Source organism: Oerskovia sp. 140933 (assembly GCF_059651515.1).
In genome coordinates this window covers 18,559-37,714 of record NZ_JAMXIO010000005.1, presented here as the reverse complement: position 1 = coordinate 37,714, position 19,156 = coordinate 18,559, and the positions used below count along the sequence as shown (strand labels likewise).

Below are 19,156 nucleotides of genomic sequence, written 5' to 3'. Positions count from 1 at the left end.
CCGCCCAGCCCCGGAGGGGCCGTCCGCTCGACGGACGGCCCCTCCGGCGCGTCCGCGACCGGACGCGCCCCGTGGCGCCGGGGTACGTGCCGGGTGGCGCGCGACGCGATGCGTCCGACGACGGCGAGATCCCCGGCGCGGGATCCCGGTGCACCTAGGCTCTGCCCTCGTGACCGACGCGCGAGGGGGGAAGCAGGATGTTCGAGACGGAGGACGGGGGTCAGGGCACGGACGGGCCGGGGCGGACAGGGGGTGCGTCACGTCCGGTCGCGGCGCGAGCACCGGGTGCTGCGTTCCGTCGCCCTCGTCACGACCGCCGTCGTCGCCTTCGGTGCCTCGGGCGCGACGGCGCTCGTCGTGAGGTCCCTGTCCAACGTGGAGCACGTCGACAACAGGGCGCTGGTGGCGCCCGAGGCGGACCGGCCACCGGTCGCGACCCCGGACCCCGAGGACCCGCTCGCGGGGCTGCCCGTGAACCTGGTCCTCATCGGGTCCGACGACCGGTCGGGGGTCAACGAGGCGATCGGCGGGGCCGAGGCCGGCATGCGCTCGGACACCACCATCCTCCTGCACGTCGCGGCGGACCGTTCCCGGGTCGAGCTCGTCTCGATCCCGCGCGACCTCATGGTCCCGATCCCCTCGTGCACCGTCACGGGCGGCGGGACGACGCGGGCGGCGACGCGCACGATGTTCAACGAGGCCTTCTCGAAGGGCTGGATCGGGGGCAAGGACCTCGCCTCGGCCGCGACCTGCACGCAGATGACGGTCGAGCAGGTCTCGGGCGTCCGCACGGACGGGTTCGCCGTCGTGGACTTCGCGGGCTTCCAGGCCATGGTCGACGCGCTCGAGGGGGTCCCGATGTGCATCCCGGAGGACATGCGGGACGAGGACGCGAACCTCGACCTCCGCGCCGGGACGCAGACCCTGACGGGAGCCCAGGCGCTCTCGCTCGCCCGCGCCCGGCACGAGCTGAGCGACGGCAGCGACACCTACCGCATGGGGCGGCAGCAGGCCCTGCTCGCCGCCATGACCCGGTCGATCCTGACCAAGAACCTCCTGACCGACCTGCCGAGCCTGGTCAGGTTCCTCGATGCCGCGACCAGCTCGCTGTCGATCAGCGGGGGCGTCGACCTCGAGGGGCTCGCCTTCTCGCTGCGGTCGGTGAGGACGGAGTCCGTGACGTTCCTGACGATCCCGTCGGGACCCATGCCGTCCGACCCGGCGCGTGTCGTCCTGTCCCCGGCCGCGGCCGACGTGTGGGCGAGGATCGGGGCGGACGAGCCCGTGGTCCCGGCGAAGCCGGCCGTGACGCCCGTGACGCCCGAGGTGCCCGTGGCACCCGAGGCGCCCGGCCCGCAGGTCGGTGCCGACGGGCCCGCTCCTCCCACCGCGACGACCACCGACGAGCCCGCCGTGGTCGACCCGCTGGCCGACCGCAGGCCCGGCCAGGCGATCACCTCGGCGGACGCGAAGGCGGCGTGCTGAGGGCGCCTGCCGCGGCAGGCGGGTAGCCGGGAGGGCCCTGGGTCCTCAGTCGGTGCTGCCCGACGACGGCGTGCCGGGCGCACCGTCCGTCTCGCCGGACGTCGAGCCGTGCGAGGAGTCGTCCGACGACCCGCGCCCGTCCTCGGCCGTGTCCCCCGAGGCGGGGCCCGCCGTCGGGCCGCCCGCCGTCTCACCACGCGCCTCGCGGCGACGCTGCTGCTCGAGCTTCCACAGGAAGTCGGGGTCGTCGTCCGGGGCCACCGGAGCTGACGGGCGCCGACGCGCCCCCGGGCGACCGGGTCCCGCTGCGGGAGTCCGGCCCGCGTGCGCGTGGCGGGAGCGCTGCGTGCGGGACACGAGGATCCACGCGAGCGGTCCGACGAAGGGCAGGAAGATGATCATCACGATCCACAGCCCCTTGGGGATCCCGCTCCGGTCGTCCTCGTCGCTCGTGGCGCAGTCGGAGAGGGCGTAGACCGCGAGGCCTACGGCGAGCAGGGTCAGCAGGACGCGGATCATGCCCCCAGCCTATGCGTCCTGGCAACCAGGGCGGGTGCGGCAGCCCAGGCGCGCGGTTCGGCGAACCCGGAGGAGGCGCCTACCCTGGAGAGGTGCCTATGGTCATCTACTCCGCGCTGCGCCTGGCGATCTTCGCGGTCCTCTTCGTCGTCCTGTACGTCCTGAACCTCGGGCACTGGGTCGTGTGCGCGGTCATCGCCGCCGTCCTGGCCTTCCTGGTCTCCTACCTCGTCCTGCGGGGCCCGCGCGAGCGTGCCGCCCAGTACCTCGCGGACCGCGCCGCCCGGCGCAAGGCGACCGGGGAGCAGTTCTCGCGCGAGATCGAGGACGACGCCGCGCACGAGGACGCCGCCGTCGACGCCGCGGAGGCGGCCGAGGCCGCGACGCCGTCCGAGGACGCCGACGGGCAGACCCGCCCGGCCCGGGCCCAGAGCGAGGGTTAGGTGCTGGTTGCGCTGGCAACCGCGAGAACGGCCCTCGTCGTGGTCGGAGGATGACAGCGACGCGGCGCGTGGTCAGGGACGGGGACCGCGCAGCCCTGGTTGGCACGGTCGTGCGCACGAGCGTCCGGCCGAGCACGGGCGTGGGAGTCGCCGACGACACCGGTCCCGGCCCTGTGCTGCCAGAGCTGGACTACCCACCCATCTCCGTGGTGGTCCCGATCCTGGGGCCCGCCGGGCACGCGCAGACCTGGGAAGAGCTCATCGGGCGGCGCCTTCGCGTCCGGGGCACCTGGACGAGCGAGGGCATCGTCTGCGACCCGACGACCGGCGACGTCGCTCCGCTCGCCCTGCTGCCGGAGGCAGAGCCCGTACGGGTGGCAGGGCGAGAGCTGCGCACGCCCGGCCATGCGACGGCTCGGGCCATCGAGGGCCCGCTGTTCGAGTCGGGAGACCTCATCTGGCGTGTGCCGTTCTCCCGTGACGGCGAGCCCGTCGTCCTGGTGGCTGCCCACGACAAGGCAGCGGTCGAGGATCGGCTGCGCCAGCTGCACGGCGACGCGCTGCACGTGGTCCAGAGCCCGTGGACGCGCGAGGAGTACCTGCGCGCAGACCGCTTCGGCGAACGCGCTGAGGCCCAGGGCCTGCTCATCTCGGTCGAGCAGGGCCTGGATCTGGACGACGGCGTCGTGCGCTACGTCGTGCGGCTCACCGCCCTGACCGACCAGTTGGCCGCAGAGTACGACGCCTTGCCCGCCGGCCTCGCACGGCTCGAGACCCTCGTCGCCCCCGACGGGCCCGGTTTCAGCGACGGGCCCGGTTGAGCGACTCGTCCGGCTAGAGCGCGAGCCCCAGCCCCAGCAGCACGCCGTAACCGAGCTCGAACATCCCCGTCCCGGCGAGGACGGGCACGAGCAGCGGTCCGCGCGCCCCGGCTATCACGGGCAGCGTGAGCAGCACCGCGGGCAGCAGCAGGAGCAGCACGAGCAGCGACCACGGCGCGGCGAACGCGCACACGACGCCCAGCAGGATCGGCACCCAGATCATGGCGACGTAGGCGCGCCGGGCCCGGAAGTCGCCCAGGCGCACCGCGACCGTGCGCTTGCCCGCGAGCACGTCCGTGGGGATGTCGCGCACGTTGTTGATCATGAGGAGCGCGCACGCGAGCAGGCCCACGGCCACGGCCCCCACGCCCGCGACCCAGGTCACCCGGTCCGCCTGGGTGTACGTGGTGCCGAGGACCGCGACGAGCCCGAAGAAGACGAACACCCCGACCTCCCCGAGGCCGCGGTACCCGTAGGGGTTCTTGCCGCCCGTGTAGAACCAGGCGGCGACGATCGCGAGCGCCCCGACGGCCAGCAGCCACCAGTGGCCGGTGAGGGCCACGAGCGCCAGGCCCAGGACCGCTGCGACACCGAAGCACGCGAACGCGGCGTTGCGGACCTGCGAGGCGAGCGCCGCCCCCGACGCGGTCAGCCGCATGGGCCCCACCCGGTCGACGTCCGTGCCCCGCACGCCGTCGGAGTAGTCGTTGGCGTAGTTGACACCGACCTGGAGCGCGAGCGCGACACCCAGCGCCAGGAGCGCGGGCCAGAACGCGAACGAGTCGACCTGCGCGGCAGCGCCCGAGCCGACGAGGACGGGTGCAGCCGCCGCGGGGAGGGTCCGCAGGCGCGCGCCTGCGACCCATTCGGCAGAGGTGGCCATGGTGCTCCGTTCAGAGGGTGCGTGGTGCGGTGCGGGCAGCGAGCTCTGTCACGGCCGCCCGGTCGATCTTGCCCGGCCCACGGCGGGGCAGGTCGCCCACGACGAGCAGGTCGCGTGGAGCGGCGGGCGGTCCCAGCGTAGTCGCGACCGCGTGGCGGGCACGGGCCAGCAGGTCGTCCGCGGCGGGGTGGTCGCGCACCTCGGCACCGTCGCCCCCCTCGGCCGGGTGGCGCACCTCGACGACCGCGACGACCCGTTGACCCCACTCGCGGTCCGGCACGCCGACCACGCACACCTCGCCCACGCCCGCGAGCACACCCGACAGCACGGCCTCGACCGCGGCCGGGGCGACGTTGACCCCGCCCGTCACGATCACGTCGTCGGCCCGCCCGAGCACCGTGAGCACCCCGTCGGGAGAGAGCGAGCCCAGGTCGCTCGTCCGCAGCCAGCGGGACCCGTCGGGGTCGGTGCGGAACGTCGACGCCGTGAGCGCCTCGTCACCCAGGTACCCGGTCGCCAGCACGGGGCCGGAGATCTCGACGACCCCCGTGGCGGCGGTCGGGAGCTCCTGCCCGGACGACCCGTCGACCGTCCGCACCCGGACGCCCGCGAGCGCGACGCCGTCGTACACGCAGCCGCCGCTCGTCTCCGTCATGCCGTAGGTGGTCACGACGGCGGCGCCCGTCCCGCGCGCCGCCGCGAGGAGCGACGGGGAGGTCGCGGCGCCGCCGACGAGGATCGCGTCGAACGAGCGCAGGGCGTCGAGAGCGGCCTCGCCGTCCGCGGTGCCCTGGGCGTGCACGAGCCGGTGGAGCTGCGTGGGGACGAGAGAGACGTACCGGCGGACGCCGTCCATGCGCGCCGCGGCGGCCGCGAAGCCTGCCGCGGAGAACGGGGCGTCCAGGTCTGCCGCCACGAGGTCCGTCCCGGCGACGACCGAGCGCAGGACCACCTGGAGCCCGGCCACGTGCGTGGGCGGAAGCGTCAGCAGCCACTGCGCGTCACCGCCGAGCCGTTCGTGCGTCGCCCGGGCCGACGCCACGAGGGCTGCGGCCCCCAGGGCGACCTCGCGGGGCAGGCCGGTCGAGCCCGACGTCCGCAGCACGAGGGCCGTGCCGTCGGGGAGCGGACCGGTGAAGGCGAGCGGGGCCGGGGCGACCGCCGGTCCGCGTCCCGACAGGGCGGCCGCGAGCGCGGCCCGCAGCTCCACGAGGTCATCAGGTGCGGGTACGTCGGCGCGTGGCATCTCCCCAGCGTAGGTCGGGCCGTAGGGTGTCGGGGAACTGTGCAGGGCCGAGGAGCGCGAGGGACTGGAATGGACATGGCGAGGAAGCCGGGACGAGCCGCATGGGCTGCGACGATGGTCGCAGGCGTGCTGGCGCTCGCGGCCTGCGGAGGGGGCGGCCCCACGGACGTCCCGACGAGGACCGTCCCGGCGACCGTCGAGGCGGACAAGGGGGCGCCGCCGTCACCCGCGGCACCGACGGCCTGGCCGTTGACGGGGGTCCCGTCCGACGACGTCGCCACCCGCCCCGCGCTGGCGGTCAAGATCGAGAACCTCCCGCAGGCCCGCCCCCAGGCCGGCCTCGACGCCGCGGACATCGTCTGGGAGGAGGTGGTCGAGGGAGGCATCACGCGGTTCGTCGCGGTCTACCACTCGAAGACCCCCGAGACCGTCGGCCCGATCCGTTCGGTGCGTCCCATGGACCCCGCGATCGTGGCTCCGATGCACGGCATCCTGGCGTACACCGGCGCACAGAAGCCCTTCATCGAGGCCGTGGGGGCGGCGGGCATCCAGTCGATCATCATGGACAAGGGCGACGACGGCTTCTACAAGCAGAAGGGCAAGCGGGCGCCGCACAACGTGTTCGGTCGGACGTCCGACTTCTGGGCGCAGGCCGACGACGACCGGACGTCCCCGCCTCCCGCGCAGTTCGCGTACGCGAGCAGCGAGGGCCAGGGCACGGCCACGACGGCCGGTGCCCCGGTCGCCCTGCTGGACGTCCGGCTCTCGGCGTCCTCGCGGGCCCAGTGGTCGTGGGGCGCGGACGAGGGTGCCTTCCTGCGCAGCGAGGGCACGAAGCCCGCGGTCTCGCCCGACGGTGATCGGTTGTCGGCCGCGAACGTGGTGGTGCTGAGCGTCGAGATGACGAACACGAAGTTCAAGGACCCTGCGGGCGCCTTCGTGCCCGAGACGCAGATGGTCGGTACGGGCGAGGGGGTCGTCGCGAGCGCCGGCAAGCAGGTCGCGGTGACGTGGTCCAAGGACGGCGTCGAGGCGCCGTTGGTCCTCACGGGGCCCGACGGCGGGCGCGTCCTCCTGGAGCAGGGCGCGACGTGGATCGAGCTCGTCCCGCGCGGGTCCGGGAGCTACACGGTCAGCTGACCACGGGCCCCGCCGGCCCGTCCGCGGGCGAGCGCCTCATCCTCGTGGAGGAGGGGGCGCTCACCCCTGAGGAGGACCAGGCGGGGTCGAGGTCGAGCCGCGGGGCCGATGCGGCGACGCCGGGGTCCGCGGGAACGTAGGGGCATGGCAACGATCAACCCCACCCAGAGCCCTTTCGACCCCACCTCGACCGCGTACCCGCCGTCCATCGCCCCCGCCCGTCCCGTGCTGCGGGCCGAGGACGACGAGGCCGACGAGACCGGCGCGCGTCCGGCCGCGTCGGTCGGCCCGGTCGTCGTGTCGATCGTCCTGCTGTTCGGCCTGGCGGTCGCGGTGGCCTTCGCCGGCCGAGGCATCGTCGAGATGCTCACGGGCCTGGCGGCAGCCTGAGCCGTCGGCGCTCCTGAGCGGCCGCCACGGCCGTCCTGCCGCCACCCCTCCTGCGGGGGCGTCGTCGACGGAGGGCGTCGTCAGAAGTAGTAGGGGAAGTCGTCCCACTGCGGGTCGCGGCGCTCGAGGAACGCGTCCCGGCCCTCGACGGCCTCGTCCGTCATGTATGCCAGGCGGGTGGCCTCGCCGGCGAAGACCTGCTGGCCCGCCAGCCCGTCGTCCGCGAGGTTGAACGCGAACTTGAGCATGCGGATCGCCTGCGGCGACTTGGTCGCGACGATCCGCGCGTACTCGAGCGCGAGACCCTCGAGGTCGGCGTGGTCCGCGACCTCGTTCACGGCGCCCCACTCGTAGGCGTCCTGGGCCGAGTACTCGCGGGCGAGGAAGAAGACCTCGCGGGCCCGCTTCTGGCCCACCTGCCGGGCGAAGAGCGCCGAGCCGTAGCCCGCGTCGAACGAGCCCACGTTGGCGTCGGTCTGCTTGAACCTGGCGTGCTCGCGGCTCGCGATCGACAGGTCGGCGACGACGTGCAGCGAGTGCCCGCCCCCGGCGGCCCACCCGTTGACGACGGCGATCACGACCTTGGGCATGGTGCGGATGAGGCGCTGGACCTCGAGGATGTGGAGCCGCCCGGCCTTGGCGGGGTCGATCGCGTCGGCCGTCTGGGCGTCCTCGCTCGTCGTGTACCGGTAGCCGTCGCGTCCGCGGATGCGCTGGTCGCCTCCCGAGCAGAAGGCCCAGCCGCCGTCCTTGGCCGAGGGGCCGTTGCCCGTGAGCAGGACCGTCCCCACGTCGGACGTCATGCGGGCGTGGTCGAGGACCCGGTAGAGCTCGTCGACCGTGTGGGGGCGGAACGCGTTGCGGACCTCGGGGCGGTCGAACGCGACCCGGACCACGGGCAGGTCGCGCTCGCGGGGCTCACCGTCGACCAGGCCGCGCTCGACGCCGCGGTGGTAGGTGATGTCGGTGAGTCCCTCGAAGCCGGCGACGGTGCGCCAGGCCTGGGGATCGAACGTCTCGGACACCTGTGCGGGGATGCTGCTCACGACCGCCACCCTAGTCGTCCGCGCTCTCGTGGTCCGCCCGGCTGCCCTACGGTGTGGGGGTGGGGACCTCGGAGGTCTTGACGGCAGTACACGCGGTCGTGTAATTCGGTGAAGCCTGTTTGTGCTCAAGATCATGTCGTCGGTCCTCCTCGCGCGGGTTCGTCGGCCTCAACCCGTCCCGGAGGAAGTCCCTGATGGCTCCAGAGACCGACAAGCACGTTCCCCGCCGGCAGGCCCGTGGCACGCAGCGGCGAGACCTCATCGTGTCCGCGGCGGCCGAGCTGATCCTGCGGGACGGCCCGTCGAGCGTGACGCACCGCTCCGTGGCCGCTCAGGCCGACGTCCCGCTCGCGGCGACGACGTACTACTTCTCGGGCCTCGACGACCTGCTCGCGGCGGCCGGGCAGCGCATCGTCCGCGACTGGGCGGAGCGTGCGCAGGCGATCGGTCATGCGGTCACGGAGGCCGTCGCCGACGGCGGGATCGACTCCCTGAGCACGCGGTCGCGCGCGCTCCTCCTGGTGGACGCCGTCCTCCCTCCCGGGGGCCACGGCGAGCTCCTCGGGTTCTACGAGCACGTCGTCAGCGCGGGCCGCAGCCCGGTGCTCGCGGCGGCGTTCGCGCAGGGCAGGGGAGAGCTCGACGTCGTCGTCGACGCGCTGCTCGCCCAGCTCGGGCTCCGGTTCTCCGCGGTCCTGCTGATCGCGGTCGTGGACGGTGCCGCGGTCACGGCGCTGTGCGAGGGGCGCGCGGTCCGCGACCTCGCGGTCGACTGCGTCACCGAGCTGCTCGGGGTCGGCTGACCCGGGGCCGCGGGGCCGCGCCGCTCGGTCGCCCGGACCGCGCCGAGCGCCGCTGCGGAGATAGCCTGTGACCGTGCCCCCCACCACGTCGCCCGCTCGTACCGTCGCCTGGTCCTCGCCCCTGCGCACCCGTTTCCGGGGGCTCGACGCGCGCGACGGGCTGCTCGTCCGGGGGACCGCGGGGTGGGCCGAGTTCTCGCCGTTCTGGGAGTACGACGACGCCGAGTCGGCCGCGTGGTTGCGTGCTGCGCGGGAGGCCGCCGACGTCGGCTGGCCGGCACCCGTCCGGTCGAGCGTGCCCGTGAACGTCACGGTCCCCGCGACGGACCCGCAGCGGGCGCACGACATCGTGACCGCCTCCGACGGCTGCCGGACGGCCAAGGTCAAGGTCGCGCAGCGCTCGGCCGACGGCGCCGTCGAGCCCGTCGGCCGGGAGGTCGCGCGGCTCGAGGCCGTGCGGGACGCGCTGGGGCCGGGTGGCCGGATCCGGGTCGACGCCAACGGGGGGTGGACGCTCGACGAGGCGCTGCGGCGGCTGCCGCTGCTCGACCGGGCTGCCGGCGGGCTCGAGTACGTCGAGCAGCCGTGCGCCTCGGTGGCGGACCTCGCGGCGGTGCGCCGTTCGACGTCGGTCCTGGTGGCCGCCGACGAGTCGATCCGCCGGGCGGAGGACCCGTTCGCGGTGCTGCGCGCGGAGGCGGCCGACGTCGTGGTGCTCAAGGTGCAGCCGCTCGGCGGGGTCCGCGCCTGCCTCGAGCTGGCCGAGCAGGTCGGGCTCCCCGTGGTCGTCTCGTCGGCCCTCGAGAGCTCCGTGGGGCTCGCGGCGGGACTGGCGCTCGCGGCCGCGCTGCCCGAGCTGCCGTTCGCGTGCGGCCTGGCGACGTCCCAGCTCCTGGTCCACGACGTCGTCGACGAGCCGTTGCTGCCCCGGGGCGGCGAGATCACGGTCCGACGGCCCGAGCCGTCGGCCGCGGCCCTCGCACGGGCCGCCGCGGACCCGTCGACGCACGAGCGCTGGGTCACCCGGTACCAGCGGGTCGGCGCTCTCCTCGACGGAGCAGCGGCATGAGCGCCACGTCCGCCGACGCCGGGAGCGTGTCGCTGCCGCCCGCGGTCGCCGCGGCCCGGGAGATCGTCGCAGCGCTCGTCGCGGACGGGGTGAGCGACGTCGTCGTGTCGCCCGGTTCTCGCAGCGCGGCCCTCGCGTACGCCCTCGCGGCGGCCGACGCGGCCGGGCTGCTCACGCTGCACGTCCGGGTCGACGAGCGGTCGGCCGCGTTCCTGGCCCTCGGTCTGGCACGCGGCTCCCAGGTCACCGAGGGGCCCGACGGGCTGCGACCCGTCGCCGTGGTCACGACCTCGGGCACCGCGGCGGCCAACCTGCACCCGGCGGTGCTCGAGGCCCATCACTCGGGCGTCCCGCTCGTGCTGCTCACGGCCGACAGGCCGCACGAGCTGCGAGGCACGGGCGCCAACCAGACCACCGACCAGGTCGGCCTGTACGGTGGCGCCGTCCGCCTGGCGGCCGACGTCCCCGCCCCCGACGGGCGCCCCGGCGAGCTGCGCGACCTGGGGGCGGTCCTGGTGCGCGCGCTGGCGGCGGCCCGGGGGACCCGCTCGCGCCACCCAGGTCCTGTCCACCTGAACGTCGCGTTCCGCGAACCCCTCGTGCCGCCGGCGTCGCTGGGGGCGCTGCCGCCGAGCACGGCGGGGGCCGGTTCCGCCCGGCCCCTCGTCGGAGCCGTGCGCGACGACGTCGGTCCGTGGCCGCTCGACCCGTCGCGGGCGACCGTGCTGGTCGCGGGCGACGGCGCGGGGGCCGGTGCACGACGCCTCGCCGAGGCGCGGGGCTGGCCGCTGCTCGCCGAGGCGTCCTCCGGTGCCGCGGCGGGGCGCAACGCGATCACCGCGCACCGGCTCGTCCTCGGGGTGCTGGGGGAGAAGGTCGAGCGCGTCGTGGTCATGGGCCGTCCGACGCTCTCGCGCCCGGTCCAGCAGCTCCTCGCCCGGGAGGGCGTCGAGGTGCTCGTCGTCGCGCCGGGCGCTGCGCCCTGGCCCGACGCCGCGCGCTCGGCGAGCGCGGTCCTGCCGGGCGTCCCGGGGGACTGGTGGACGGGACCGGTGGGCGACCGCGCGTGGCTCGACGCGTGGCGGGGTGCGGGGGAGGCGGCGCGCAAGGTCGTCGCGGCCCGCGCGTCGGCCTCCGGACCGGCGACGCCGCTCACCGTCGCGGCGGCCGTCGCCGAGGCGTCGGGCCCGAGCGACGTGCTCGTCGTCGGGTCGAGCAACCCGGTGCGCGACCTCGACCTCGTGGTCGACTGGGACACGGCTCCGCTCGTCCTCGCCAACCGCGGCCTGGCGGGCATCGACGGGATGCTCTCGACCGCGACGGGGGTCGCGCTCGTCGCGGCGCGCGCGGGCCGGCGGACGCGCGCGCTGGTCGGCGACCTCACGTTCCTGCACGACGTGGGCGGGCTCCTGCGGGGACCGCACGAACCGACCGCGGACCTCCAGGTCGTCGTGGTCAACGACGACGGCGGGTCGATCTTCGCGACCCTCGAGTACGGTGCGCTCGCCGAGGAGGCGCCGGCCACCGCGACCGCGTTCGAGCGCGTCTTCTCGACCCCGCACGGGGCGGACCTCGCGGCGCTGTGCGCGGGCTACGGCGTGCGGCACCGGCTCGTCACGGACACCGCGTCGCTGCGCGGGGAGCTCGCGCGCGCCCACCGCGGGATCGAGGTCGTCGAGGTCCGCGTCGACCGGTCCCGGCGCCGCGCCGACGGCGCGGACCTCGCCGCGGAGGTCCAGGAGGCCGTCGCGCGCGCGGTCCCGACCGGGCCGGGCAGCACGGACCGGGGCCCCGCCGCGGGCGCCTGAGAACCCTCCCAGGCGACCGCGGGAACTCGCAGCGAACTCACAGGATCGTTCAAGCGACGTTCCAGCGCGCAGGTGTGAAGTAGTCCTCAGGAAGAACGAGGAGGGAACACACCATGACCGAGAACACCCCGCAGGTCCCCCAGCCGCAGACGCCGCGCGAGGGCGACACGCAGCGCATCGAGGCGCAGCCCACGCAGCAGCTCCCCGCCACCCCGGCGCAGGCTCCGGCGACCCCTGCCCACGAGACCCCGACCCAGCACTTCGCCGCGCCGCACCCGGGCCCCGTGCCCGCGCCGCCGGCGCAGGAGCAGGCCGGGCCGCAGCACGCCCCGCACGGCGCGCAGGCCCAGCACGGTGCCCCCACGAGCACCCCGTACTCCGCGGCCGGCATGCCGCCCGCACCGGTCGCCCCGGAGCAGGCCGCAGCCGCTCCGCGCAAGAACAGGACGTGGATCCCCGTGGTCGGTGCGGCCGCCGCGGCGGCGGTCCTCGCGAGCGCCGGCACCGCCGGGCTGCTCACGGCCCTCGACGGCTCGGGCCCGTCCTCCAGCTCGCTCGCCTCGATCGGCGAGAACAAGGAGAACAGCACGGTCCCCGTCGCGAGCTCGACGTCGGAGAACCCCGACTGGCAGGCGGTGACGAGCGCGGTCGCGCCGTCGGTCGTCTCGATCCAGGTCACCACGGCCTCGGGCAGCGGTGAGGGCTCGGGCGTCGTGATCGACACCGAGGGTCACGTCCTGACGAACAACCACGTGGTCGAGGGCGCGCAGAACGACACCGTCCAGGTGACCCTGAGCGACGGTCGGCTCTACGAGGCGAAGATCGTGGGGCTCGACCCCACGACCGACCTCGCGGTGGTCGAGCTCGTCGACCCGCCGAGCAACCTCACGCCGGCCACGTTCGGCGACTCCGACGACGTCACGGTCGGCGAGTCCGTCCTGGCCGTCGGGAACCCGCTGGGCCTCGCGAACACCGCCACGACGGGCATCGTCTCCGCGCTCGACCGTCCGGTCGCCGCGTCGGGCTCCGACGGCGGCAGCACCGTGGTCACGAACGCGATCCAGATCGACGCCGCGATCAACCCGGGCAACTCCGGTGGGCCCCTGTTCAACGCGCAGGGCGAGGTCATCGGCATCACGTCGTCGATCGCGACGACGTCGAGCCAGTCCGGCTCGATCGGCCTGGGCTTCGCCATCCCGGTGAACCTGGCGAAGAACATCAGCGCGCAGCTCATCGAGAACGGGACCGCCGAGCACGCGTTCCTGGGCGTGAGCATGACCGACGCGACGGCCACGGCCGACGGCGTCACGCGCCGCGGGGCCGAGGTCAAGAGCGTCCAGGACGGCTCTCCGGCCGCCGAGGCGGGTATCGAGACGGGCGACGTGATCGTCGCGATCGACGGCAACCCCGTGAGCGGCGCGGAGTCCCTGACCGGGTTCGTGCGCGAGCGCGCGACGGGTGACGTCGCGAAGGTCACCGTGGTCCGCGACGGCAAGACGGTCGAGGTCGACGTGACGCTCGCCGCCAAGCCGACCGAGACGACCACGGGCGACCAGAGCGGCTCCGGCCAGGACGGCTCGGGCTCCGACCAGGACGGCTCGGGTCAGCAGGGCCGACCGGGCTCGGGCGACCAGGGCAGCTCCGGCCAGGACGAGTCCGACCAGACCAACCCGAACAACCTGCCCAACCCCTTCGACTGGTTCAACGGTCAGGGCTGAGCAGCACGAGCCGGACCCGGTGGCGTCGGCGGCCACGGTGGGATCTCCTCCCCGTGCCCGCCGGCGGACGCCGACGCCGCTGCGGTCCTCTCCCGTCCCCCGGTCCGCGTCCCCCCTGTCGACCGGCGGGACCGCCGAGGCGCGGCCCTGTTCCCCTGCAGGTGCCCCTCGGCACGCACGCCCCGGTTCGCGCGGTCACCGCGCGGGCCGGGGCGTCGCCGTGCTCGGCCGACGACCACGTCGGCCCGGGGGAGACGTCAGTCGCGGACCGGCAGCGGGACGTCCTCCGGGGTGGGCGCCGTGACGACGGCGGGCCCGTCCCACGGCGAGGTCAGGACCGGGTCGTCGTCGAGCAGGTCGAGCGCCTTGGTCGACCGGACCTCGGTGGTCGTGTATCCCAGGCCGTCGGCGACGTCGCGCGGCAGGACGTCGGCGAGCGTGACCCGGGTCGCGCGGAACTCCTGCCCCCAGGACTCGACGGCCGCGACGAGCCGGGTCGCGACGGTCGCGCGGTCGGCGTCGGGGTCGACCGCGATCTCGTCGACCTCGACGACCAGGCCGTTCGCCGTGAAGGTCAGGCGCTGGCTGGCCAGGAGGTAGCCGACGACCCCGGTCGCGTCCTCGGCGACCAGCAGCAGGGTGTCGAGGGCCCTGAGCAGGGGCCCGACGACGCGGTCGTGCGTGGCGCGGTCCGGGGCGTCCGGCTGGAGGCGCAGCACGAGGTGCCACAGGTCCTCGCGGTCGGCGGTCGTGGCGCGGCGTACGGTGACGTCGCGCTGCGTGGGGGCCAGTGTCGTCGTCGCATCGCTCACCGGGTGAACCTAACAGGCCGGACTGCCCTTTTCCCGGACCTGTCCGGCGAACGGTCCATCCGTCGCGTAGTGCACGAAACTCTCGGTGGAGCCGGGGGCTCCGGCCCATTCCGCAGGTGGAGACGTCCGCCGTGCGGACGCCCGTCTCACCCCCCGAGCGCGTGCCGCATGGGTTCGAGCTTGGCCTCGGACTCGGCGAGCTCGGCCGCGGGGTCCGAGGCCGCGACGATCCCGCACCCCGCGAAGAGCCGCACGTGGAACGGGTCCTGCGCGGACAGCTCGGCCGAGCGCAGCGCGATGCCCCACTCGCCGTCGCCGTCGGCCCCGAACCAGCCCACGGGGGCCGCGTAGCGGGCACGGTCCATGCCCTCGATCTCCCGGATGAGGTCGCGTGCCGCGAGCGTCGGGGTGCCGCACACCGCGGCCGAGGGGTGGAGCGCGGCCGCGAGCGCCAGGCTCGTGGGCGCGGGGGCGTCGTCCGTCCCGGCCCGCAGGACGCCCGTGACGTCGGACGCGAGGTGCAGCACGTTGGGCAGGTGCAGCACGAACGGCGCGTCGGGCACGTTCATGGACGAGCAGAAGGGGGCGAGCGCGTCGGCCACGGACGCGACCGCGTACTCGTGCTCCTCGAGGTCCTTCGACGAGCGTGCGAGGTGCGCGGCGCGCAGCAGCGAGTCGTCGTCGGCCTCGGCACCGCCCGAGCGGCGGATCGTCCCGGCGAGCACGCGCGAGGTGACGAGCCCTTTCTCGCTGCGCACGAGCAGCTCGGGGGTCGCGCCGACCATGCCGTCGACCGAGAACGTCCAGCACGCCTCGTAGGCCGTGGCGAGGCGACCGAGCATCCAGCGGGGGTCCACCGGGCGCTCCGCGGTCGCGAGGACGTCGCGCGCGAGCACGACCTTCTCCAGGTCCCCGCGGCGGATGCGCTCGACGCCCTCGGCGACGACCGCGGTCCAGTCCTGGGCGCTCAGCGACCCGTCGACCGTGGTCACGCGGCCCGGCCCGACCACGGGCGTGCGGTGCGTGGGGTCGAGGACGGTCGCGACGTCGTCGGGCAGGGCGTCGCCCTCCGAGATGCTCGTGACCCATGCCGTGCCGCCGGGCCCGCCGCGCCGTCCGACGACGACGCGCGGCACCACGATCGTCCCGCCCGGGCGGGCGTCGCCCGTGGTCCCGGACGCGTCGTCGAACGCGAACGACCCGAACGCGACGAGGCCGCTGCCGGGCAGCGCCACGTCGTCGTGCACGACGGCGGCGCCCAGCACCTCCTGCCACGCGGCCTCGGCGTCGGCGAACCGCCCCGGCCCCCACGCCTCGAGGCGCAGGGCCTCTCCCCACCCGACGATGCCGTCACCACGTCGCACCCAGGCGAGCGGGCGGGCGTCGGGCAGGAGGTCGGTGAGGGCGGTCAGGTCGCCCGGCAGGCCGTCGGGCAGGAGCGTCGTGCGCACGACCAGGCGGGGGACGGCCGACGGGCCGGAGGAGCCGGTGCGGGGGGAACCTGCCGGGGGAGCGCCGAGGTCGTCGGTGCCCGCCGGGAGGGGAGAGTGCTCAGTCATCGTCTCCAGCGTAGGCGTGAAACGATGGGCGGCATGTCGCGTGCCAGCCTGGACAAGAAGCCCACCGAGGTCGCCTCCATGTTCGACGGGATCGCCCGTCGCTACGACCTCACCAACGACCTCATCTCCCTGGGGCAGGACCGGCGGTGGCGCAAGCACACCGTCGACGCCGTCGCGGCCCTGCCCGGCGAGCGCGTCCTGGACCTCGCCGCGGGCACCGGCACGTCGAGCGAGCCGTTCGCCGACGAGGGCGTCGAGGTCGTGCCGTGCGACTTCTCGGTCGGCATGCTCGAGGTCGGCAAGCGCCGGCGTCCCGACCTGCCGTTCGTCGCGGGGGACGCGACCGCGCTGCCCTTCGCGGACGCGTCGTTCGACGCCGTGACGATCTCGTTCGGCCTGCGCAACGTCGTTGACACGAGCGCCGCGCTGCGCGAGATGCTGCGTGTGACGCGCCCGGGCGGGCGCATCGTGATCTGCGAGTTCTCCGAGCCCACGTGGAAGCCGTTCCGCGTCCTGTACACCGACGTCTTCATGAGGCTGCTGCCGGTCGTGGCCGGGGCCGTGACCAAGGAGAAGGGCTCGTACGAGTACCTCGTCGAGTCCATCCGGACGTGGCCCACGCAGCCCGAGCTCGCGCACCTCATGCTCGACGCCGGCTGGGAGGGGGCTGCCTACCGCAACCTCTCGGGCGGCCTCGTGGCACTTCACCGGGCGGTCCGCCCGGCCTGAGGCCCACCGATCGACGCAGGCGCGCCTGACACGCCGGGCGCGCCTGACACGCCGGGCGCGCCTGCGTCGTGCTGCCCTCCTACCCCTGCGACCAGGCCGTTCGTCGCCCAAGGAAGGGTTGCCTTGCTACACAACCGCGAGGTTGTGTGGCTAGAGTGAAGACGTTCATTGTGAGCGACTTCACAAGGGGCTTTCCGAGGTGTGCCCGAGCGTACCGAGCGAGGTGAGAACGTGCGTGGAAGGACCGATGACGCGGACGTCATCGTCGTCGGCGCCGGCCCGGCCGGAGCCACTGCCGCGCACTACTGCGCCGCCGCGGGCCTGAACGTCCTCCTGCTGGAGAAGGCCTCGTTCCCGCGCGACAAGATCTGCGGCGACGGTCTCACGCCGCGCGCCGTGGGCGAGCTCGTCCGCATGGGCGTCCCCACGCGCGCCGAGGACGGCTGGATCCGCAACAAGGGCCTGCGGGTCGTCGCGAGCGGCCGGCAGTGGGAGCTGCCCTGGCCCGAGCTCAAGGCCTACCCGTCCTACGGCCTCGCGCGCTCCCGCATGAACCTCGACCAGACCCTCGCCGAGCACGCGCAGCGCACGGGAGCCAAGCTCCTCGAGCGCACCAACGTGACCGGGCCGCTCCTCGACGAGCGCACCGGACGGGTCGTGGGCGTCACCGCGCGCCCCCTCGACGAGAACGGCCGCCGCGCGGGCGACGAGTACGAGCTCCGCGCCCCCGTCGTCATCGCCGCGGACGGCGTCTCGTCGCGCTTCGCCCTCGCCCTCGGCCTCGAGAAGCGCCAGGACCGGCCCATGGGGGTCGCGGTCCGCACCTACTTCAGGACCCCGCGTCACGACGACGAGTGGATGGAGTCCCACCTCGAGCTCTGGGACGGCCCGGCCGGGAGGTCCAACCTCCTCCCCGGCTACGGGTGGATCTTCGCGCTCGGCGACGGCACCGCGAACGTCGGCCTCGGCTCGGTCAACTCGACGCCGGCCCGCCAGTCCGCCGCGAACGTGGACTACAAGGACCTGTTCGCCCGGTGGATGGCCAACGCGCCCGCCGGGTGGGAGTTCACCCCGGAGAACCAGGTCGGCCCCGTGCGCGGCGCGGCCCTGCCCATGGGCTTCAACCGCAAGCCGCTCTACTCGCGCGGCGTCGTGCTCGTGGGCGACTCGGGCGGCATGGTCAGCCCGTTCAACGGCGAGGGCATCGCCTACGCCATGCAGGCAGCGCGCGTCGCGGCGGACGTCGTGGCCCAGTCCCGGGCGCGCAGCACCGACGCGGCCCGCGAGCGCACGCTCGCGACGTACCCCGAGATCATGCGCAACGACCTGGGCGGGTACTACACGCTCGGCCGGTACTTCGTGCGGCTCATCGAGCACCCGGAGATCATGCGGCTGTGCACCCGGTACGGGCTGCCCCGGCCGCTCGTCATGCGCTTCGTCCTCAAGCTGCTGTCCGACTGTTACGAACCCCGCGGTGGCGACGTGGTCGACCGCGTCATCGCGGGCCTGACGAGGGTGGTGCCATCGGCATGACCGACCTTGGTGCGACGGCAAGGAAGCCGTCATCGCTGTTCACGCAGTCACCACCCAGCCCCTCGGACCCGGGCCGACGCAACGATGCGCGGACGCCCGGCGGCAGCACTCCCGACATGCCCCAGCGCACCCCCCGGAGAGCAGACCGATGACCAACCCGTACGTGCCCGTCCTCGTCCTGATGGGGATCGGGGCCGTCCTGGCTCTCGGCGGGGTCGCCGCGAGCGCCGTGATCGGCCCCAAGAGGTACAACCGCGCCAAGCTCGACGCGTACGAGTGCGGCATCGAGCCCACCCCGCACGCCGTCGGCGGAGGGCGCTTCCCGATCAAGTACTACCTCGTCGCGATGACCTTCATCATCTTCGACATCGAGGTGGTCTTCCTCTACCCGTGGGCGGTGGACTTCACCGTCCTGGCCACCTTCGGGCTCGTCGCCATGCTGAGCTTCCTCGCCCTGATCACCGTGCCGTTCGTCTACGAATGGCGCCGTGGCGGGTTCGAGTGGGACTAGCCGGAACCAGTTAGGGAGAACGCAGATGGGGATCGAAGAGGCTCCCTCGGGCTTCTTGCTCACGAGCGTGGAGAACCTCGCGGGGTACTTCCGCAAGGCGTCGCTGTGGCCGGTGACGTTCGGCCTGGCGTGCTGCGCCATCGAGATGATGGCGGCCGGCGCGTCGCGCTACGACCTGTCCCGCTTCGGCATGGAGGTCTTCCGGGCCTCGCCGCGGCAGGCCGACCTGATGATCGTCGCGGGTCGCGTGAGCCAGAAGATGGCGCCCGTGGTGCGCCAGGTCTACGACCAGATGTCCGAGCCCAAGTGGGTGCTGTCGATGGGCGTGTGCGCGTCGAGCGGCGGCATGTTCAACAACTACGCGATCGTGCAGGGCGTGGACCACATCGTGCCGGTCGACATCTACCTGCCCGGCTGCCCGCCGCGCCCCGAGATGCTGATCAACGCGATCCTCGCGCTGCACGAGCAGATCCAGGCGGAGCCGCTGGGCGTGAACCGGCGCGAGGCCGCCAAGGCCGCGGAGGCCGCGGCCCTCGAGGCGACCCCCACGTTCCAGATGAAGGGACTGCTGCGGTGACGAGCACCAACGACGGCTCGACGGGCCGCCCCGCGGACGACGTCCAGCGCGAGAAGGTCGCGAA

At 74.3% G+C, this 19,156-nt stretch carries 19 protein-coding genes; 13 read left to right on the top strand and 6 right to left on the bottom strand.

Annotation, left to right across the window (positions count from 1 at the left end):
- The first annotated feature begins 285 nt into the window (after nucleotides 1-285).
- Nucleotides 286-1,485: an LCP family protein gene (locus tag NHG27_RS04375; RefSeq protein ID WP_497014870.1), complete on the top strand. Its 1,200-nt coding sequence runs from the start codon at nucleotides 286-288 to the stop codon at nucleotides 1,483-1,485.
- A gap of 45 nt (nucleotides 1,486-1,530) precedes the next feature.
- Here the strand turns inward: NHG27_RS04375 and NHG27_RS04370 are convergent, their stop codons facing one another.
- Complete coding sequence (locus NHG27_RS04370) at nucleotides 1,531-2,004, bottom strand: PLD nuclease N-terminal domain-containing protein (RefSeq protein ID WP_497014869.1); 474 nt, start codon at nucleotides 2,002-2,004, stop codon at nucleotides 1,531-1,533.
- Between the two features lie 98 nt (nucleotides 2,005-2,102).
- On the opposite strand from NHG27_RS04370, the gene NHG27_RS04365 reads away from it, so the two are divergent.
- Nucleotides 2,103-2,447, top strand: a complete 345-nt coding sequence (locus NHG27_RS04365) for a DUF4229 domain-containing protein (protein ID WP_227748802.1) — start codon at nucleotides 2,103-2,105, stop codon at nucleotides 2,445-2,447.
- A 50-nt stretch (nucleotides 2,448-2,497) separates the two neighbouring features.
- Nucleotides 2,498-3,268, top strand: coding sequence for a hypothetical protein (locus NHG27_RS04360; protein WP_497014868.1), 771 nt, complete (start codon nucleotides 2,498-2,500; stop codon nucleotides 3,266-3,268).
- 13 nt (nucleotides 3,269-3,281) lie between these two features.
- Here NHG27_RS04360 and NHG27_RS04355 read toward each other — a convergent pair whose 3' ends face one another.
- Nucleotides 3,282-4,151: a 1,4-dihydroxy-2-naphthoate polyprenyltransferase gene (locus NHG27_RS04355; protein ID WP_193721105.1), complete on the bottom strand. Its 870-nt coding sequence runs from the start codon at nucleotides 4,149-4,151 to the stop codon at nucleotides 3,282-3,284.
- 10 nt (nucleotides 4,152-4,161) lie between these two features.
- Nucleotides 4,162-5,397, bottom strand: a complete 1,236-nt coding sequence (locus NHG27_RS04350; RefSeq protein ID WP_193721106.1) for an AMP-binding protein — start codon at nucleotides 5,395-5,397, stop codon at nucleotides 4,162-4,164.
- A gap of 75 nt (nucleotides 5,398-5,472) precedes the next feature.
- Here NHG27_RS04350 and NHG27_RS04345 point away from each other — a divergent pair, with 75 nt between their 5' ends.
- Nucleotides 5,473-6,537, top strand: a complete 1,065-nt coding sequence (locus tag NHG27_RS04345) for a DUF3048 domain-containing protein (RefSeq protein ID WP_227748796.1) — start codon at nucleotides 5,473-5,475, stop codon at nucleotides 6,535-6,537.
- A gap of 144 nt (nucleotides 6,538-6,681) precedes the next feature.
- Nucleotides 6,682-6,927, top strand: coding sequence for a hypothetical protein (locus tag NHG27_RS04340; RefSeq protein ID WP_193721107.1), 246 nt, complete (start codon nucleotides 6,682-6,684; stop codon nucleotides 6,925-6,927).
- 80 nt (nucleotides 6,928-7,007) lie between these two features.
- Here NHG27_RS04340 and NHG27_RS04335 read toward each other — a convergent pair whose 3' ends face one another.
- Nucleotides 7,008-7,973 (bottom strand): 1,4-dihydroxy-2-naphthoyl-CoA synthase, encoded by a 966-nt coding sequence (locus NHG27_RS04335; RefSeq protein ID WP_321575495.1) that lies wholly within the window; start codon nucleotides 7,971-7,973, stop codon nucleotides 7,008-7,010.
- A gap of 194 nt (nucleotides 7,974-8,167) precedes the next feature.
- Here NHG27_RS04335 and NHG27_RS04330 point away from each other — a divergent pair, with 194 nt between their 5' ends.
- The 4 genes from NHG27_RS04330 (at nucleotide 8,168) to NHG27_RS04315 (ending at nucleotide 13,371) form a co-directional block, all read left to right on the top strand.
- Complete coding sequence (locus NHG27_RS04330) at nucleotides 8,168-8,776, top strand: TetR/AcrR family transcriptional regulator (RefSeq protein ID WP_497014867.1); 609 nt, start codon at nucleotides 8,168-8,170, stop codon at nucleotides 8,774-8,776.
- A gap of 73 nt (nucleotides 8,777-8,849) precedes the next feature.
- Complete coding sequence (locus NHG27_RS04325; RefSeq protein ID WP_497014866.1) at nucleotides 8,850-9,845, top strand: o-succinylbenzoate synthase; 996 nt, start codon at nucleotides 8,850-8,852, stop codon at nucleotides 9,843-9,845.
- Nucleotides 9,842-11,653 (top strand): 2-succinyl-5-enolpyruvyl-6-hydroxy-3-cyclohexene-1-carboxylic-acid synthase, encoded by a 1,812-nt coding sequence (gene menD / locus NHG27_RS04320; protein ID WP_497014865.1) that lies wholly within the window; start codon nucleotides 9,842-9,844, stop codon nucleotides 11,651-11,653. Before NHG27_RS04325 ends, menD begins: the two co-directional genes overlap by 4 nt.
- A gap of 113 nt (nucleotides 11,654-11,766) precedes the next feature.
- Nucleotides 11,767-13,371: a S1C family serine protease gene (locus NHG27_RS04315; protein ID WP_497014864.1), complete on the top strand. Its 1,605-nt coding sequence runs from the start codon at nucleotides 11,767-11,769 to the stop codon at nucleotides 13,369-13,371.
- Between the two features lie 257 nt (nucleotides 13,372-13,628).
- Here the strand turns inward: NHG27_RS04315 and NHG27_RS04310 are convergent, their stop codons facing one another.
- Complete coding sequence (locus NHG27_RS04310) at nucleotides 13,629-14,183, bottom strand: GNAT family N-acetyltransferase (protein WP_193721113.1); 555 nt, start codon at nucleotides 14,181-14,183, stop codon at nucleotides 13,629-13,631.
- A gap of 146 nt (nucleotides 14,184-14,329) precedes the next feature.
- A complete protein-coding gene (locus NHG27_RS04305; protein ID WP_497014863.1) occupies nucleotides 14,330-15,742 on the bottom strand; it encodes an isochorismate synthase in 1,413 nt (470 codons plus the stop codon).
- 33 nt (nucleotides 15,743-15,775) lie between these two features.
- Between NHG27_RS04305 and NHG27_RS04300 the strand changes: the two genes are divergently transcribed.
- The 4 genes from NHG27_RS04300 to NHG27_RS04285 all read left to right on the top strand — a co-directional run bounded on the left by NHG27_RS04300 (nucleotide 15,776) and on the right by NHG27_RS04285 (nucleotide 19,092).
- Nucleotides 15,776-16,471 (top strand): demethylmenaquinone methyltransferase, encoded by a 696-nt coding sequence (locus NHG27_RS04300; RefSeq protein ID WP_193721115.1) that lies wholly within the window; start codon nucleotides 15,776-15,778, stop codon nucleotides 16,469-16,471.
- Between the two features lie 231 nt (nucleotides 16,472-16,702).
- Entirely contained in the window at nucleotides 16,703-18,004 is a 1,302-nt protein-coding gene (locus NHG27_RS04295; RefSeq protein ID WP_497014862.1) for a geranylgeranyl reductase family protein, read from the top strand.
- 148 nt (nucleotides 18,005-18,152) lie between these two features.
- Nucleotides 18,153-18,515, top strand: coding sequence for an NADH-quinone oxidoreductase subunit A (locus NHG27_RS04290; RefSeq protein ID WP_030152013.1), 363 nt, complete (start codon nucleotides 18,153-18,155; stop codon nucleotides 18,513-18,515).
- Between the two features lie 25 nt (nucleotides 18,516-18,540).
- Nucleotides 18,541-19,092, top strand: coding sequence for a NuoB/complex I 20 kDa subunit family protein (locus NHG27_RS04285; RefSeq protein WP_191791733.1), 552 nt, complete (start codon nucleotides 18,541-18,543; stop codon nucleotides 19,090-19,092).
- Nucleotides 19,093-19,156 lie beyond the last annotated feature (64 nt).